Below are 14,627 nucleotides of genomic sequence, written 5' to 3' on the forward strand. Positions count from 1 at the left end.
CAAGCGTCCAGGCCACCACGCCAGTCCCACCCCCTATGCGAATGACCAGCATGATGAAGCGCCCTCCTTCCACATCCACACGCCGGCGTTTCGTCCTGGGCGCAGCCGGCCTGGGCGCCCTGCCCTTGATCACGGCTTGCGCCGGCCCCGCGAAAGCCGCACCCGACTTCAAGGTCGGCGCCCTGCTGGCCGGTCGCATCGACGACCGGGGCTTCATGGAGGCGGGATGGACCGGTCTGGAGCGCGCGCGCACCGAACTGCGCGTGCAAACGCGCCACATCGCCAACATCCCGCCGAAGAAGGACCAGCTGATCGCGGCACTCACCGAACTGGCCGGTTCGGGTGTCGATCTCGTGGTGGCCCACGGCGGGCAGAACAACGAGGCCTGCGCAGAAGTGGCCGCGAAGTTTCCCGGTGTGCGCTTTGCGGTCACCCAGGGCGCGGTCCAGTCCGCCAACCTGTGCAGCTACGACGTGCTCCAGGAAGAGTCGGCCTACCTGGGTGGCGTGCTCGCGGCCCTGACCAGCCGCACCGGCGTCATCGGTCACATGTCCGGTATCCGCGTGCGGCCGGGCCTCAAGGGCCGCGCCGCCTACGTCGCGGGTGCCAAGTCCGTCCGGCCAGACATCCGCGTCCTGACCAATTTCTCGGGCCATCAGGACGACAACGCCTTGTCGCAGCGCATTGCATCGGCCCAGATCGCGGCGGGCGCGGACGTGATCTTCACCATGCTCAACGCCGGCCGCGATGGCGTGACCCAGGCCTGCCGCGCCAGTGGCGCGCGCCAGATCGGCAACGTGATCGACTGGGTGGCCGTCGACCCGAAGGTGTTTGTGGCCTCGGCCATCGCCGATGTCAGCATCGGCATGTTTGAAGCCATCAAGGATGCGCAGGCGGGTCGTTTCCCCGCAGGTCAGGTCCGGCACATCGGCATCGCGAACGAACGCGCCGTCCGGCTGTCGATGGCGCCGGACGTGACTGCGCCGGTGCGCGAGCGGGTGGCGGCCACGGCGCGCGCCATCGCCGCGGGCCAGATCCAGGTACCGGTGGACTACAACGGCCCCGAATTCGCCACGCCCGCCTGAAGGCCGCGCGAACCGAGCACATGAAAAGGGCCCTTCGGGGCTCTTTTTTCATGGCCGACCCTCGGGATGCCCCGCATTGGTGCCGCACAGGAAGTCGTGCACCATCCTGAGCCGCGCTGGAACCACCGGTGGGCAGGTATGCGCGCAAACACTGTATACAAACAGTGTGTTCAGTTTTCAATCCTCGTCGTCCGCTGGTATCCAACTTGCTAACAGTTCACCCAACCCGGCCTGTGGCCCGCCGCCCCCTCATCCATTGAACGGAACCGTCATGAACAAGCGCCATTTCATCCAGACCACCGCCGCCCTGGTCGCCGCCGCAGCTTTCAGCGTGGCCCATGCCGAGACCCCGATCAAGTTCCAGCTCGACTGGCGCTTTGAAGGCCCGGCCGCGCTGTTCCTGCAGTCGGCCGCCAAGGGTTACTACAAGGCCGCCGGTCTGGACGTGAGCATCGATGCCGGCAACGGTTCGGGCGGCACCGTCACGCGCGTGGCCTCGGGCACCTACGACATGGGCTTTGCCGACATGGCCGCGCTGATGGAATTCCACGCCAACAACCCGGACGCACCCAACAAGCCGGTGGCCGTGATGATGGTCTACAACAACACGCCCGCCGCGGTGCTGGCGCTCAAGAAGAGCGGCATCACCAAGCCGGCCGACCTCAACGGCAAGAAGCTCGGCGCCCCGGTGTTCGACGCCGGTCGCAAGGGTTTCCCGGTGTTCCAGAAGGTCAACGGCATCGGCAACGTGACCTGGACCTCGATGGACCCGCCGCTGCGCGAGACCATGCTGGTGCGCGGCGACGTCGACGCCATCACCGGCTTCTCGTTCACCTCGCTGCTCAACCTGGAAGCGCGCGGCGTGAAAGCCGAGGACGTGGTCATCCTGCCCTACGCCGACCATGGCGTGAAGCTCTACGGCAACGTGGTGATCGCCAGCCCCAAGCTGATCAAGGAGAACCCGGCCGCGGTCAAGGCCTTCCTGGGCGCGTTCACCAAGGGGGCCAGGGAAGTGATGGCCAACCCGGCCGCGGCCATCGGCACCGTGAAAGAACGCGACGGCATCATCAACGTGGCGCTGGAAACGCGCCGCCTGCAGCTGGCGGTCGACTCGGTGATCGCCAGCCCCGACGCCCGCAAGGAAGGCTTCGGCCAGATCGTGCCCGGCCGCATGGCGCTGATGGCGTCGCAGGTGTCCGACGCCTACGGCACCAAGTCGCGGGTGGACCCCAAGGTGGTGTGGAACGGTTCCATGCTGCCGTCGGCGGCCGAACTCAACGTGCTGCCCCCCGCGAAAAAATAAGACCGGCTCGCGCCATTGGCCTGGGCCAGCCGCACATCCGTGGCTGGCCTTTTTTCAGAACCGCTCCATGACCGCCACCCCGTCCCACGACAAACCCTTCGTCGACTTCGATCAGGTCTGGCTCGCCTACAACGACGAACTGCAGGCCCAGAACCTCTTCGCGGTGGAAGACATCAACCTCAAGGTGCGGCAGGGCGAGTTCATCGCCATCGTCGGGCCATCGGGTTGCGGCAAGTCCACCTTCATGAAGCTCGCCACCGGGCTGAAGATGCCCAGCATGGGCAAGATCACCATCGACGGCCAGCCGGTGACCGGGCCGCTGAAAATCTCGGGCATGGCTTTCCAGGCACCGAGCCTGCTGCCCTGGCGCACCACGCTGGACAACGTGCTGCTGCCGCTGGAAATCGTGGAGCCGTTCCGCAGCCAGTTCAAGGACCGGCGCAAGGAGTTCGAGGAACGCGCGAAGAAACTGCTGGCCAGCGTGGGCCTGGGCGGCATGGAGAAGAAGTACCCCTGGGAACTCTCGGGCGGCATGCAGCAGCGCGCCAGCATCTGCCGCGCGCTGATCCACGAACCCAAGATGCTGCTGCTGGACGAGCCTTTCGGCGCGCTCGATGCCTTCACGCGCGAGGAGCTCTGGTGCACGCTGCGCGACCTGTGGGAAGCGCAGCGCTTCAACGTGATCCTGGTGACGCACGACCTGCGCGAGAGCGTCTTCCTGGCCGACACGGTGTACTGCATGAGCAAGAGCCCGGGGCGCTTCGTGGTGCAGCGCGAAATCGACATCCCGCGCACGCGCGACCTGGAAGTGACCTACACGCCGCAGTTCACCGACATCGTCCATGAACTCCGCGGCCACATCGGCGCGATGCGGGGAGCTCCCCCCGCGCCGGCCTGACGGCCGTCACCCCTCGGAGGGGGGCAACACCAGCGGCCCGGCAAAGCCGGTTCCGCGGTGTTCTCGAACAACACCCACGGAGTCCTTTCGCCATGAACAAAAAACAAGTCGAACGCTGGTCCCCGTTTCTGCTGCTGATCGTGATCGTCGTGGTCTGGGAGGTGATCTGCAGCGGCTTCGGCGTGTCCGAATTCATCTTCCCCAGCCCCTCGCGCATCTGGGAACAGACGCTGGAGCACAAGACCACCATCCTCGGCCACGCCTGGCGCACCTACTGGGTGACGATGGCGGGCTTTGGCATCGCCATCGTGGTCGGCGTGCTGCTGGGTTTCCTGATCGGCAGCTCGCGCCTGGCCTACGCCGCGGTCTACCCGCTCATGACCGCCTTCAACGCCCTGCCCAAGGCGGCCTTCGTGCCCATCCTGGTGGTCTGGTTCGGCATCGGCGCGGGGCCGGCCATCCTCACGGCGTTTCTCATCAGCTTCTTCCCCATCATGGTCAACATCGCCACCGGCCTGGCCACGCTGGAGCCCGAGCTGGAAGACGTGCTGCGGGTGCTGGGCGCCAAGCGCTGGGACGTGCTGATCAAGGTCGGCCTGCCACGTTCGCTGCCCTACTTCTACGGCTCGCTCAAGGTCGCCATCACGCTGGCCTTCGTGGGCACCACGGTGTCGGAAATGACCGCCGCCAACGAAGGCATCGGCTACCTGCTGATCTCGGCCGGCAGTTCCATGCAGATGGGTCTGGCCTTCAGCGGCCTGCTGGTGGTGGGCATCATGGCCATGGTGATGTACGAGCTGTTCAGCTTCGTCGAAAAGCACACCACCGGCTGGGCCCACAGAGGATCTCAGGGATGACCCCCCTGCGCGCCTGACGGCGCTTCCCCCCTGAAGGGGGGACGACACCTGCGGCCGGGCGAAGCCCGTTCCGCGGTGTCCCTTGAGGGAAGGCACTTCATCTCGGCAAGAAAGTTGGACAACACAACATGAACCCTGACCAGATCGCCCGCCACCTGCGCCGCGCCAACGAGGTCGCGCTGCGCGCCATGCGTATGGGCCGCCACCCGTTCGGCGCGCTGCTGGTGGCACCCGACGGCGAGACGGTGCTGGCCGAGCAGGGCAACATCGACACGGTGCACCACGCAGAAGCAACGCTGGCGCGCACGGCTTCGCTCAACTACCCGGCGGACTACCTGTGGGGCTGCACGCTGGTGACCACCTTCGAGCCCTGCGCCATGTGCACCGGCACGGTGTACTGGGCCCACATCGGCCGCATCGTCTACGGTGCGAGCGAAGAGGCCCTGCTCGCGCTCACCGGCAACCACGCCGAAAACCCCACCCTGGCCCTGCCCTGCCGCGAGCTGATCGCACGCGGGCAGAAGGCCATCGAAGTGATCGGCCCCATCCCGGCGCTGGAGGCCGAGATGGTGGCGCCGCACCGCGACTTCTGGTCCCGGCGGTGAGCGCCGCGGCACCTGCCTACACTCGTCCGATGCCCTGGCACGCCCACCTGTCTCTGAACTACACCGCGCAAGGCCCACGCACCGTGCTGCAGCACGCGCACGACGGCCCGCTGCGCATCTTCAAGAGCCTCTACCCCGAAGGCGATGCCATCTGCCACAACGTGATCGTGCACCCGCCGGGGGGGCTGGTCGGGGGTGACGTGCTGGACATCGCGGTGCAGGTGGGCCCCGGCGCGCACGGCTTCATCAGCACGCCGGGCGCCACCCGTTTCTACGCCGCCGACGACCAGCCCGCCACGCAGCGGGTGCAGCTCCAGCTGGCCGAGCAGGCGCGGCTGGAATGGCTGCCGCTCGAAACCATCGCCTACCCCGGCTGTGACGCGGTCAACCACTGGCAGGCCACGCTGGCCGAAGGCGCCGAGCTCATGGCCTGGGACGTGACCGCGCTGGGCCTGCCCTCGGCCGGGCAGCCCTTCGACAGCGGGCGCCTGCACCAGCGCATGCACATCCCCGGCCTGTGGCTGGAAGAAGCCCGCATCGCCGCCACCGACCGGCGCCTGCTCGACTCGCCGCTGGGCCTGGCCAGGCAACGCTGCATGGGCACGCTGGTGCTGGCCACCGGCAGCCCGCTGGGGCGCGAGCGGCGCGAGGCCCTGCTGGACGCGGTGCAGACCGCCCTGGGCCAGCGGCCCGATGGCGTGCAGGCCGGCGCGACCTGCCCCCATGCGCAGCTGCTGGTGGTGCGGGCGCTGGCCCCGCTGGTGGAACCGCTGATGGCCGCCCTGCAGCAGGCCTGGGCGGCCTTGCGGCCGGTGGCCTGGGGGCTGCCGGCACAGGCGCCGCGCATCTGGCAGGTCTGATCGATCCCACCGGGGCGCCCCCGTCTGGCGGCCGTGGCGCCGGAAATAAGCGTGTTTTGTCACACTGTTCGCCGCACCAGAGCCCCCGGCAAACGCCCAGAATCGGTGCAGGGAACCCATGGGGGCTCCAGAAACCCTGTTGGCCAGACCTTCTTCCACCATGAACCCCAGCGCAACCGCTCTGCACGATGCCAAAGCCCTGGTCATCGATGGGAACCCGCAGTCGCGCTCCATCATCGTCAACCAGCTGCGCGACGCCGGCGTGGGCACCATCGTGCAGTGCTCGCGCCTGGTGGACGCGCGTGTGAAGCTGGAAGTGGGCAACTTCGACGTGGTGATCTCCGAACAGTACTTCGAACGCGAGAACACCACCGGCCAGGACCTGCTGGACGACCTGCGCCGCAACCAGCTGCTGCCGTTCTACACGGTGTTCGTGATGGTCACCTCCGAGGCCGCGTACAGCAAGGTGGCCGAGGCCGCCGAATCGGCCCTGGACGCCTACCTGCTCAAACCCCACACCGCGGCCGGTCTGGTCGAGCGCATCGTGCAGGCGCGTGAACGCAAGGAAGCGCTCAAGGACATCTTCACCGCCATCGAACGCGACGCCTACGAAGAAGCGGCCCAGCTGTGCAAGCGGCACTTCGAACAGCGCCAGACCTATTGGCTGTACGCCGCGCGCATCGGCGCCGAACTGATGCTGCGCTCGGGCCAACTGGCCGATGCCCAGAAGCTCTACGAAGCCGTGGTGGAGGCCAAGACCCTGCCCTGGGCCAAGCTGGGCGTGGCGCGTGCGCAGCTCGAAGCCGGCTACCCGCAGCGCGCCACCACCACGCTGGAAAGCCTGATCGAGACCGAACCGGGCTACACCGACGCCTACGACGTGATGGGCCGGGCGCAGTTCGAGCTGGGCAATTTCCAGAACGCACTGGCCACCTTCAAGATGGCCACCCAGCTCACGCCGGCATCGGTCAACCGCCTGCTCAAGCACGGCATGATGGCCTGGTACGCGGGCGAACGCGACGAGGGCGTGGCCCTGCTCGACCGGGCCACCCGCATCGGCCTGGACTCCAAGCTCTACGATCCCCAGGCCCTCGTGCTGCTGGCCTTTGCCCGGCTCGACGCCGACGAGCAGCGCGGCCTGACGCGCTGCCTGGAAAACCTGGAACACCTGATCGACCGCCAGCCCGACAAGCCGCGCCTGCCGCGCCTGCTGGACGTGATCAAGGCCCTGGTCTTCATCCACGATTACCAGACCGCCCGCGCCCTGGAAGAAGTGCGCCGCATGGCCAAAACCATCCTCCAGCCCGAGTTCGATTTCGAGTCGGGCTGCAACCTGCTGGCGCTCATGACGCGGCTGGCCGTGCGGTCGATCCAGCTCTACGAGGTGGACGCGGCGGTGGACACCCTGGGCCTGCGTTTCTGCACCAGCCGCGCCCTGACCGAGCTGCTGGCCTGCGCCGCGGTGGGCCGCAACGACTTCATCAACCGCATCCGCAACGCGCACAACGACATCCTCAAGCTGACCGAAGAAGCCATGACGCTCAGCCTCAAGGGCGATCCGCAGGGCGCGGTGGTCAAGCTGCTGGCCGACGGCGAGCGCACGCTCAACGCCAAGGTCATCGAATCGGCCCATCTGGTGCTGCAGCGCTACCAGGCCCGCATCCCCGAGCATGCGGAGCTACTGGCGCGCGCGCAGGGCCTGCGAGAGAAGTACCGCACCACCGATATCCACGCCGGCCTGGGCGAACAGGCGGCCACCGGCCGCGCCGCGGGCGGTGTGTCGCTGCCCGCCGGCTACCGCCCACAAAACCCCGAAGGCCTGCTGGCCAAGATGGGCACGGTCGGCGCCTGAAGCGATCAGGCTTTCGGTGCTGGGCTGGCGCCCTGTGGGCCGATGCGCAGCGCGGCTTCGCGCCCCCCCATGCGGGCCACCAGGGCGTTCTGGTCGTCCTTGGCCTGCCGGTCGACGCCCTCCGGGTCCAGCATCCGACGCAAGGCGGATTGCATCTGGCTCAACACCTCACGGTGCGCGGACTCTCCCGCCAGGTTGTGCTCTTGCAGCGGGTCGGACACCCGATCGAACAGCTCCGGTTCGAAGCCGACGTAATGGTGATAGGCCCAGCGCCCCTGGCACACCAGGTAGGCCGCGGCAGGCGATCCCACCGCGTGGTACTCGCTGAAGCCCATGCGCTGCGGGTCGTCGGGGGCGTGGGCCAGTTCGAGCAGAGACTGCCCGGAAAACGCGGCCGGGATCGCCAGCCCGGCACCCTGAACCAGCGTCGGCGCAATGTCGATCAGGTTGACGGCGGTCTGGCAGAGGTGACCACGGGGAACCTGGGGACCGGCCATCAGCAGCGGCACCTGCACCGCCTCGCGATAGAGCGTCGACTTGTTCCACAGGCCACGGGCGCCCTGGTTGTCGCCATGGTCGCTGGTGAAGATCACCCGTGTTCCAGCCTCCAGACCGGTCTCGGCCAGCGCAGCCAGGATCCGGCCCAGCTGTTCGTCGATGAATTCGATCAGGGCGTAGTAGCAGGCCAGCGCCAGGCGCCGCCGCTCGGGCGTGCCCAGTTCGGCGTCGCAGTCGTAAAACGCGGCATGCCGCTGCACCCAGGGGTGGCGCTCGAAGCCGTCCATCGGATGCAGGCGCGGCGCGGGCAATGCCGCCATGTCGATGTGGTCGAGAAACCGCTGCGGCACCACCAGCGGGAAGTGCGGCGCCACCAGGCCCACGTACAAGGTCCAGGGCTGCGCATCGGGATGCCGGGCGCGCTCATGCAGCCACTGCACCGCGGTCGTGGCGCTGGCCACGTCGTAGTCGTTGTAGCGGCTGCGCCCCGGACCGAGTTCCTGAAACAGCCGCGAGGTCCGGGCTTCGTCGGGCAGCGGATCGCGCACCGAACCCCAGACCTGGCCGACGCCGCCGGCCAGGTGCAGCGGGTCGTGCTGGCGGTCGAACCCGGTCGGCGCCTGTGCGTTGGCGTAATGCAGCTTGCCGATGGACTCCACCCGCTGTCCGGCGGCCTGCAGGGCGTGGCCCCAGCCGGGCACCCGTCCGTCGTAGCCGATGGCGTTGTCCCAGTACCCGATCTGGTGCACCCAGCGTCCGGTGGCAAAGCTGGCACGCGCCGGCACGCAGATCGGCGACGGCGTGAAGGCCTGGGCAAAGCGGGTGCCCCGGGCCGCGAGGGCGTCCATGTGGGGCGAGCGCACGAAGGGGTGGCCGGCGCAGCCCATCGCCAGGCCGTCCTGCTCGTCGGTCATGATGACCAGGTTGTTGCACGGTTCGAGGTTCAAGGGGTACCTTCTTTCAGGCGGGGCCCACCGGTTCGCAGAAACTCGCCCGCACATCCGGCGGGCGCGCCATGATGCGGTCGGTCAGGGCTTGGCGCAGTCCACGGTACGCGGGGTCGTCGAAGCGGTTTTCGCATTCATACGGATCGTTGACCAGGTCGTACAGTTCGCCGGCGCCGCTGTCGAGCTCCAGCGTCAGCTTGGCGTCCCGCGTTCGCACGGCCCGCAGATCGAGCGCCACGCCGCAGCGCGACGGCCCCAGGCGCCATTCATTCAGTGCGTGGTCGCGGTCCGCCCCCGGCCGATCCTCGATCAGTGGTCGCAGGCTGCGGCTGTGGGCCGCGGAGGCCACCGGCGTGCCCGCGTAGTCACCGAAGGTGGCCGCCAGATCCAGCGTCGACACGGGATCGGCCACCACCCGGCCGGCTGGTACGCCGGGCCCCTGCACCAGCAGGCCCACCCGCATCAGCCCTTCGTAGAACATGGGTCCCTTGAGCACCAACCCGTGGTCGCCCAGCCACTCGCCGTGGTCGGAGGTGAACACCACCAGCGTGTGCTCCAGCAGTCCTTCCTCCCGCAGCGTGTTCTGGAGCCGACCCAGTTGGTGATCGATCAGCGAGATCATCCCGTAGTAATTGGCCACGATCTGCCGAAACTGCTCGTCGGTCTGTGGACCGATGCGCGAATACTCCTGCCGGATCTTGCGCGTTGCCGGGGTGCCACCGGGGGTGTTCTCCAGCGCCGCCCGGTGCCACCAGGGGCGGCGCTCCAGGTCGCGCTGGCGGTGCGGCGGCAGATCCACCTCGTCGGGCCGGTGCAGCAGGCTCCAGGGCACGGGCGCGTCAAACGGATGGTGCGGATCGGCAAACGAGACCCAGGCGCACAGCGGTGTGTCATCGCCGCCCCGTTCGCGACGACCCTGCTCACGCAACATTTCCACCGTGCGGTCGCCGACCCAGGTGCTGTTGTGCCAGGCGACCGGCAGGGCGCTCGAATGGGTCTGCGCGCCCTGCACCGGCGCACCGACATGCTGTGAATAGAGGGCGTTCTTGAGTTCTCCCAAGCCATCGCCGTGGTACCAGCGCTCGTAATGCAGCCCCCCGGGCGCAGGATCGGGCAGCCAGTAGTTGTGGCCCAGCTGCATCAGTTCGACCCGATCGAAACCCATGTAGGGCCCCTGCCATCCGGGGCCGAACTGCGGTGCGCTCGGGATGTTCTCGCAACGCCCCGTGGGGCGATCGCCGTAGGAGTGGTTGCTGGAGAAATGCGCCTTGCCGATGAAATGGCTGCGGTACCCGGCCCGCGACAGGCTGCCAGCGAACCCTTGCTGCGCGAGCCCTTCGTCCAGGTCGATGCCGTTGTCATGCACACCGTGTGTCAAGGGCAGCAGGCCGGTCAGCACCGAGCAGCGCGCCGGCATGCAAGCCACGTTGGGGGTGATGCAGGCCGAGAAACGCGTGCCGGCCCGGGCCATCTGATCGAGATGGGGGGTGTGCACCCGGCGTCCTTCGAAACCATAGGCATCGCCGCGGTGCTGGTCACTCATGACCATCAGGATGTTGGGGCGCCTCGGCGCACGGCCAACCGGGCTCATTCTTTGGCCGTATAGCCAGACGCCTTGACCACCGGACCCCAGCGGCGGGTGTCGTCCTCCAGCCGGCTGCGCGTGGTCTTCGCGTCCAGCACCAGGGAATCGAACTCCAGCTGGTTCAGCGCCTCGACCACCCGTGGCTGGCGGGCGGCCTTGACGAAAGCGGACTCCAGCTCGGCCAGCCGGGGCGACGGGGTCGTGGCCTTGGCAAACACCGCAAACACCTCGGACAGCAACACATCCGGATAGCCCTGCTCCTTGAACGTCGGCACATCGGGCAGTTTGTCCATGCGCCGATCGCCGGTGAAACCGATGATCCGCAGCTTGCCTCCCTGGTGCTGCTTCACCAGGTTGGGCAAAGTGGTCGCCAGCGACGGCAGGCTGCCGCCGAGCACGTCGGTCATGGCGGCCGCGCCGCCCTTGTAGGGCACATGCAGGAAGTCAATGCCCGCCTGGCGACCGAGCATCACCCCCATGAAGTGCATGCCCGTGCCGGCGCCCGGCGTGCCATAGCTGGCTTTGCCCGGATGGGACTTGGCCCAGTCGACAAATTCCGGCCAGGTTCTGGCGGGCGTGCCCGGCCCCACCGCCAGGCCGAAATGGAACGAACACAGGGTGGCCAACGGCGCCAGATCCGCCAGGCTGTACTTGAGGTTGGGATAGACGTGGGCGTAGAGCGACAGATTGCCACCGGGCATGACCAGGACCGTTCCACCATCGTCCGGGGACTGCAACAGCGCCGAGACCGCCAGTTGGCCCCCGGCGCCGGCCTTGTTCTCGACCACGACGTTGTAGCCGGCGGCCCGCATCTCTTCGCCAACCTGGCGCGCCACCACATCCACCGCACCGCCGGCCGGGTAACCGACCAGGATCTTCAGCGGCTTTCCCTGGGCCGACACCGTCATCGGCAGGGCGGCGACCCAGGTCGTCAGGGCCAGGGACATCAGCAGTGTCCGGCGTGGCAGATTCATAATGGTCTCCGTCGTAGTTTGAACGCAGGCCCATGTTGGGGGCGGGTGCCCCGGCCTTCAGTTCCCGCGGGAACACAGCACCCCCGTGGATTCCCTCGGTACCCGCCCATGGCATCCCCTTCCGCCACCCGATCCACACCGTCCGCCGGCGAGGCCCTGCCCGACGGACAGACCAGCCAGGCCATCAACCGGACGCTCACCCAGGTGTTGCAGGAGCGCCTGTCTCTCGATGAACGGCCCTTGCGGCGATATGGTCCAGGACAGGTCGTGATCGCGGCCGGACACAGGGTCTCCCGCCTGCCCCTGATCGTGCAGGGCACCATCGACGCCGTGATGCACGGGTCGTACGGCAAGGGCTTGCAGACCGTACCGATCCAGTTCGGCCGCGGCGAGATCGTGATGCTGTCCTACCTGTTTGGCGAACAGCCGAGCACGGTGGACATGGTGGCGATCGAGCCGACGGAGGTGCGATGGATCGGCACCGACGAACTGGAGCGACTGGTGCAGTCCGAGCCGCTCCTGGCGGTGCTCCTGATCCGCTTCCTGAGCCGGCGCCTGCGCGAAGTGCAGGGGCGCGAGCGCGCCTGGATGCAGCGCAGCGTGCCATTGCGTGTGGCTGCGGCGCTGGTCCGCATGGCCAGCGACCGCGACCCGGTGCAGGGCGAGTGGGTGCTGAAGGTGACCCATGACCAGATCGCGCGCCGCGCCGGCGTCAGCCGGCCGAAGGCCTCGCTGGCCATGAAACAGCTGGAGCGGGAAGGTCACATCAGCCTGGGCAGAGGCACCGTCCACATCCTGGATCTGTCGGCCCTCCAGGGAAAAGCCGGGTAGTCAGATCGCGACCAGCTGGCGGATGCCCTTGGCCTGCATCTCGCGGCCCGGCCCGCTGGCGATGACTTCGCCGCGCTCCATCACCACGTACTGGTCGGCCAGCGCTTCGGCGAAGTCGTAGTACTGCTCCACCAGCACGATGGCCATGTCGCCGCGGTCGGCCAGCAGGCGGATCACCCGGCCGATGTCCTTGATGATGTTGGGCTGGATGCCTTCGGTGGGTTCGTCCAGGATCAGCAGTTTCGGTCCGGCGGCGAGCGCCCGCGCGATGGCGAGTTGCTGCTGCTGACCGCCTGAGAGGTCGCCGCCTCTTCGACCCAGCATCTGCTTCAAGACCGGGAACAGTTCGAACAGTTCGGCCGGGATCGGCGTGCCGCCGCGCTTGTAGGCCAGGCCCATCTGCAGGTTTTCCTGCACGGTGAGGCGGCCGAAGATTTCGCGCCCTTGCGGCACGAAGCCCATGCCCTGGCGTGCGCGTTCGTAGGGCGTGGCGTTGTGGATGGCCTGGCCCGCCAGCGTGATGCTGCCGCTTTTGATGGGCACCAGGCCCATGAGGGATTTGAGCAGCGTGGTCTTGCCCACGCCGTTGCGGCCGAGCACCACGGTGACTTTGCCCAGTTCGGCGCTGAGGTTGACGTTGCGCAGGATGTGGCTGCCGCCGTAGTACTGGTTGACGTCTTTGACTTCGAGGAGGCTCATCTTGTTTTCTCCGGCTGGTTGGGTTGGCCGGGTCTCGCCCCGGCGGCCGACTCACTTTCTTTTGCTTCGCCAAAAGAAAGTAGGCAAAGAAAAGGCGAGCCGAATGCGCTGTCCCTGCGCTTCGCTCCGGGCACGCTGCGTTGCTCGGTCCGGGCGGGGTCTGCGCAAACTTGTCCGCTGCGCGGCCTTCGGACATGCGCAGCCCTGTTCCCGCCCGGTCCTGCGCTACTCGCCAGCGCATGACGGCAGGAATCGGGTACGGACTCCCCCGCGATCCACCACGGTTGCAAGAAGGGAAGCCCGTCCCCGCCTGTGCCGTCCGACCGGGCTGAGCAGCGCAGGGGCGCGGGGATCAGAAATTCGCATGTCCGACGGCCGCGCAGCGGACTAGTTTGCGAATTTCCCCCGCGACCCGAGCAGCGCAAGGAACCGCGCAGCGGCCCGGTCGTCGGCTCGCCTTTTCTTTGCTTACTTTCTTTTGGCGAAGCAAAAGAAAGTGAGTCGGCCGCCGGGCCGAGACCCGGCTCGCCACAGACGCCACTCCTCGACGACAAAGACAAAGACAAAGACAACAAGTCAGCGCCCAAGGTAAACCTCGATCACCCGTTCATCCGCCTGCACCTCATCCAGCGTCCCCTCGGCCAGCACCGACCCGTCACACAACACCGTGACCTTCTCCGAAATGGTGCGGATGAAGCTCATGTCGTGCTCCACCACCATCAGCGAATGTTTGCCCTTCAGCGTCAGGAACAGCTGCGCCGTGCGCTCCGTCTCCTCGTCCGTCATGCCGGCCACGGGTTCGTCGAGCAACAAGAGCTTCGGGTCCTGCATCAGCAGCATGCCGATCTCCAGCCACTGCTTCTGCCCGTGGCTCAGGTTGCCCGCCAGACGCGCCGCGCTGTCGGCCAGGTGGATGGTGGTCAGCACCTCGCCGAGGCGGTCCTTCTCTTCGCCCGTCGGGCGGAACACCATGCTGTGGCGCACGCGCTTGTCGGTCGCCAGCGCGAGTTCCAGGTTCTCGTACACGCTGAGCTGCTCGAACACCGTGGGCTTCTGGAACTTGCGGCCGATGCCCAAAGCGGCGATCTCGGGCTCGCGGTAGCGCAGCAGGTCGATCGTGCTGCCGAAAAACACCTGGCCACTGTCGGGCCGGGTCTTGCCGGTGATGATGTCCATCATCGTGGTCTTGCCCGCGCCGTTGGGGCCGATGATGCAGCGCAGCTCGCCGGGCGCGATGTCCAGGCTCAGGCCGTTGATGGCCTTGAAGCCGTCGAAGCTGACGTGCACGTCTTCCAGGTACAGGATGCGGCCGTGCGTGGTGTCCACCTCGCCGGGCGTGTGGATGCGGCCGTAAGCCGCGGCACGACCACCCGATTCGGTCCGGCCCAGCACGCCCGCTGTCTGCAGTTTTTCAAAGCGCTGCGCGCCTTCTTCCATCAGATCGGGCGTCATGCTCTCGCTCCACGGATTTTCTTCACCAACCCCACCACGCCCTGCGGCATCCACAGCGTGACCGCGATGAACAGCGCGCCCAGGAAGTAGAGCCAGAACTCGGGGAAGGTCACGGTGAGCCAGCTTTTGGCGCCGTTGACGATGAAGGCGCCGATGATGGGGCCGACCAGCGTGGCGCGGC

Annotated in this window: 13 protein-coding genes and 1 pseudogene; 8 read left to right on the forward strand and 6 right to left on the reverse strand. The window is 67.5% G+C overall.

Annotation, left to right across the window (positions count from 1 at the left end; translation table 11 throughout):
* The first annotated feature begins 50 nt into the window (after positions 1-50).
* The 7 genes from RMP09_RS03785 to RMP09_RS03815 all read left to right on the forward strand — a co-directional run bounded on the left by RMP09_RS03785 (position 51) and on the right by RMP09_RS03815 (position 7,460).
* The gene (locus RMP09_RS03785) at positions 51-1,085 is read left to right on the forward strand and encodes a BMP family protein (protein WP_310564671.1); all 1,035 of its coding nucleotides are present in this window, start codon (positions 51-53) and stop codon (positions 1,083-1,085) included.
* 271 nt (positions 1,086-1,356) lie between these two features.
* Positions 1,357-2,388 (forward strand): ABC transporter substrate-binding protein, encoded by a 1,032-nt coding sequence (locus RMP09_RS03790; RefSeq protein ID WP_310564672.1) that lies wholly within the window; start codon positions 1,357-1,359, stop codon positions 2,386-2,388.
* 67 nt (positions 2,389-2,455) lie between these two features.
* Positions 2,456-3,286 carry an ABC transporter ATP-binding protein gene (locus tag RMP09_RS03795; protein ID WP_310564673.1) on the forward strand — a complete coding sequence of 277 codons (831 nt, stop codon included), beginning with the start codon at positions 2,456-2,458 and terminating at the stop codon, positions 3,284-3,286.
* Positions 3,287-3,378: 92 nt separating this feature from the next.
* Positions 3,379-4,143 (forward strand): ABC transporter permease, encoded by a 765-nt coding sequence (locus RMP09_RS03800; RefSeq protein ID WP_310564674.1) that lies wholly within the window; start codon positions 3,379-3,381, stop codon positions 4,141-4,143.
* A gap of 128 nt (positions 4,144-4,271) precedes the next feature.
* Positions 4,272-4,748, forward strand: coding sequence for a nucleoside deaminase (locus RMP09_RS03805; protein ID WP_310564675.1), 477 nt, complete (start codon positions 4,272-4,274; stop codon positions 4,746-4,748).
* 29 nt (positions 4,749-4,777) lie between these two features.
* Positions 4,778-5,608 carry an urease accessory protein UreD gene (locus RMP09_RS03810; RefSeq protein WP_310564676.1) on the forward strand — a complete coding sequence of 277 codons (831 nt, stop codon included), beginning with the start codon at positions 4,778-4,780 and terminating at the stop codon, positions 5,606-5,608.
* Between the two features lie 160 nt (positions 5,609-5,768).
* On the forward strand, positions 5,769-7,460 hold the full coding sequence (locus RMP09_RS03815) for a response regulator (protein WP_310564677.1): 1,692 nt from the start codon (positions 5,769-5,771) through the stop codon (positions 7,458-7,460).
* Positions 7,461-7,465: 5 nt separating this feature from the next.
* Here the strand turns inward: RMP09_RS03815 and RMP09_RS03820 are convergent, their stop codons facing one another.
* From RMP09_RS03820 to RMP09_RS03830, 3 genes are read right to left on the reverse strand one after another with little or no spacing between them, the layout of a single operon-like run.
* The gene (locus RMP09_RS03820; protein ID WP_310564678.1) at positions 7,466-8,905 is read right to left on the reverse strand and encodes a sulfatase-like hydrolase/transferase; all 1,440 of its coding nucleotides are present in this window, start codon (positions 8,903-8,905) and stop codon (positions 7,466-7,468) included.
* A gap of 13 nt (positions 8,906-8,918) precedes the next feature.
* Positions 8,919-10,496, reverse strand: coding sequence for a sulfatase-like hydrolase/transferase (locus RMP09_RS03825; RefSeq protein WP_310564679.1), 1,578 nt, complete (start codon positions 10,494-10,496; stop codon positions 8,919-8,921).
* Complete coding sequence (locus tag RMP09_RS03830) at positions 10,493-11,464, reverse strand: tripartite tricarboxylate transporter substrate-binding protein (protein ID WP_310564680.1); 972 nt, start codon at positions 11,462-11,464, stop codon at positions 10,493-10,495. Before RMP09_RS03830 ends, RMP09_RS03825 begins: the two co-directional genes overlap by 4 nt.
* A 108-nt stretch (positions 11,465-11,572) precedes the next feature.
* Between RMP09_RS03830 and RMP09_RS03835 the strand changes: the two genes are divergently transcribed.
* Positions 11,573-12,295: a Crp/Fnr family transcriptional regulator gene (locus RMP09_RS03835; RefSeq protein ID WP_310564681.1), complete on the forward strand. Its 723-nt coding sequence runs from the start codon at positions 11,573-11,575 to the stop codon at positions 12,293-12,295.
* Here the strand turns inward: RMP09_RS03835 and urtE are convergent, their stop codons facing one another.
* The 3 genes and pseudogenes from urtE to RMP09_RS03850 all read right to left on the reverse strand — a co-directional run.
* Positions 12,296-12,994 carry an urea ABC transporter ATP-binding subunit UrtE gene (urtE, locus tag RMP09_RS03840; RefSeq protein ID WP_310564682.1) on the reverse strand — a complete coding sequence of 233 codons (699 nt, stop codon included), beginning with the start codon at positions 12,992-12,994 and terminating at the stop codon, positions 12,296-12,298. It lies immediately after the preceding gene.
* 576 nt (positions 12,995-13,570) lie between these two features.
* Complete coding sequence (gene urtD / locus RMP09_RS03845; protein ID WP_177136242.1) at positions 13,571-14,446, reverse strand: urea ABC transporter ATP-binding protein UrtD; 876 nt, start codon at positions 14,444-14,446, stop codon at positions 13,571-13,573.
* A pseudogene (locus RMP09_RS03850) lies at positions 14,443-14,627 on the reverse strand (urea ABC transporter permease subunit UrtC); the annotation flags it as partial. The gene urtD and the pseudogene RMP09_RS03850, both read right to left, overlap by 4 nt.

The sequence above is a fragment of the Hydrogenophaga sp. genome (assembly GCF_031426985.1).
Lineage (GTDB): Bacteria > Pseudomonadota > Gammaproteobacteria > Burkholderiales > Burkholderiaceae_C > Hydrogenophaga.

What these genes read in the sequence shown, in the direction of transcription:
- RMP09_RS03785 (WP_310564671.1), top strand. Translation starts at nt 51, where the DNA reads ATGATGAAGCGCCCTCCTTCCACATCCACACGCCGGCGTTTCGTCCTG.
- RMP09_RS03790 (WP_310564672.1), top strand. Translation starts at nt 1,357, where the DNA reads ATGAACAAGCGCCATTTCATCCAGACCACCGCCGCCCTGGTCGCCGCC.
- RMP09_RS03795 (WP_310564673.1), top strand. Translation starts at nt 2,456, where the DNA reads ATGACCGCCACCCCGTCCCACGACAAACCCTTCGTCGACTTCGATCAG.
- RMP09_RS03800 (WP_310564674.1), top strand. Translation starts at nt 3,379, where the DNA reads ATGAACAAAAAACAAGTCGAACGCTGGTCCCCGTTTCTGCTGCTGATC.
- RMP09_RS03805 (WP_310564675.1), top strand. Translation starts at nt 4,272, where the DNA reads ATGAACCCTGACCAGATCGCCCGCCACCTGCGCCGCGCCAACGAGGTC.
- RMP09_RS03810 (WP_310564676.1), top strand. Translation starts at nt 4,778, where the DNA reads ATGCCCTGGCACGCCCACCTGTCTCTGAACTACACCGCGCAAGGCCCA.
- RMP09_RS03815 (WP_310564677.1), top strand. Translation starts at nt 5,769, where the DNA reads ATGAACCCCAGCGCAACCGCTCTGCACGATGCCAAAGCCCTGGTCATC.
- RMP09_RS03825 (WP_310564679.1), bottom strand. Translation starts at nt 10,496, where the DNA reads ATGAGCCCGGTTGGCCGTGCGCCGAGGCGCCCCAACATCCTGATGGTC.
- RMP09_RS03830 (WP_310564680.1), bottom strand. Translation starts at nt 11,464, where the DNA reads ATGAATCTGCCACGCCGGACACTGCTGATGTCCCTGGCCCTGACGACC.
- RMP09_RS03835 (WP_310564681.1), top strand. Translation starts at nt 11,573, where the DNA reads ATGGCATCCCCTTCCGCCACCCGATCCACACCGTCCGCCGGCGAGGCC.
- urtE (WP_310564682.1), bottom strand. Translation starts at nt 12,994, where the DNA reads ATGAGCCTCCTCGAAGTCAAAGACGTCAACCAGTACTACGGCGGCAGC.
- urtD (WP_177136242.1), bottom strand. Translation starts at nt 14,446, where the DNA reads ATGACGCCCGATCTGATGGAAGAAGGCGCGCAGCGCTTTGAAAAACTG.